The 1,474-nt window shown below is 36.0% G+C and carries 2 protein-coding genes; both read right to left on the bottom strand.

Annotated features, from left to right (window positions below; all coding sequences use genetic code 11):
• On the bottom strand, positions 1 to 314 hold a 314-nt coding region (locus tag ACYQ3D_RS12575; protein WP_459838804.1), incomplete at its 3' end, for an electron transfer flavoprotein subunit beta/FixA family protein.
• 32 nt (positions 315 to 346) lie between these two features.
• A partial coding sequence (locus tag ACYQ3D_RS12570) for an acyl-CoA dehydrogenase (RefSeq protein ID WP_459838802.1) occupies positions 347 to 1,474 on the bottom strand: 1,128 nt, incomplete at its 5' end.

The raw sequence follows: 1,474 nt of genomic DNA, 5'->3' as shown, positions 1-1,474 counted from the left end.
ACCCCTTGAGCTAAAGTATACGCTGTTGCTAAAGTGTCCGCTCCTGCAAAAGCTCTATCACTTAATAAAATTGCTTCATCTACTCCCATAGCTAAGGCTTCTTTCAGTGCTTCTTTAGCTTGAGGTGGTCCCATACTAATTACTGTAACTGTTCCTCCATGCTCTTCTCTTAATCTAATTGCTTCTTCTATCCCATGTCTATCTTCTGGATTTATAATACTTGGAACTCCCTCTCTTACTAATGTTCCTTCTTCTGGGTCTATCTTAACTTCATTTGTATCTGGTACTTGCTTTACACATACTACAATATCCATTTCTTTTACCTCCTTTTAACTTATTATATTAATTAACTTAATAATTCTCCTCCAATAACCATCTTCTGTACTTCTGTTGTTCCTTCATAAATCTCTGTTATCTTCGCATCTCTATATAATCTCTCAACAGGATATTCTCTCATGTATCCATATCCTCCGTGAATTTGCACTGCTTCTCTAGCTACCTCTACTGCTGTATCTGAAGCATGATACTTAGCCATTGCTGCTTCTTTAGAGAATACTTTTTGATTGTCTTTAGCTAATGCTGCTTTATAGACTAAGTTTCTTGATGCTTCTATTTTAGTAGCCATCTCAGCTATTTTAAACTGAATAGTTTGGAATTTACCAATCGATCTTCCAAACTGCTCTCTCTCTTTAGCATATTGAACTGACTCATCTAATGCTCTTTGAGCAATCCCTAGTGCCTGAGCTGCTACTCCTATTCTTCCTCCATCTAAAGTCTGCATTGCTATCTTAAAGCCTTCTCCTTCTTCTCCTAATAAATTCTCTTTAGGAACACGACAATCATTAAAAATTAATTCTCTCGTATCTGAAGCATTAATCCCCATCTTATCTTCTTTCTTTCCTGTTTTAAATCCTGGAGTATCTGCTTCTACAATAAAGCCACTAATCCCTCTCGTTCCTTTACTTGGATCAGTCATAGCAAAAATTATAAATGTATCTGCTTCTCCTGCTCCTGTAATAAAAATCTTATTTCCGTTTAATACATACTCATCTCCATCTAATACTGCTGTTGTTTTTTGACTAGATGCATCTGTTCCTGCATTTGGTTCTGTTAAACCAAATGCTCCTACCTTTTCTCCTTTTGCTAATGGTTTTAAATACTTTTCCTTTTGTTCTTCATTCCCAAACTTATAAATAGGATCAGATCCTAATGAGGTATGGGAAGAACAAATTATACCATGTGTAGCACAAGCTCTTGATAATTCCTCTACAGTTAATACATAACTTAAAGTATCTGCTCCTGCTCCTCCATATTCTTGAGGAATAGGGATTCCTAGCATATGTGCTTCTCCCATTTTTTCTACATTCTCTCGAGGATACTCATGTGTCTCATCAATTTCTCCTGCAATTGGCTCTACTTCTTTTTCTGCAAAATCAGATACCACTTTCTTAATCATCTTTTGTTCCTCTGTTAA

The organism is Halanaerobaculum tunisiense (assembly GCF_054657635.1).
The sequence above is the reverse complement of the archived record's forward strand: the minus strand, read 5'-3'. Positions and strand labels throughout refer to the sequence as shown.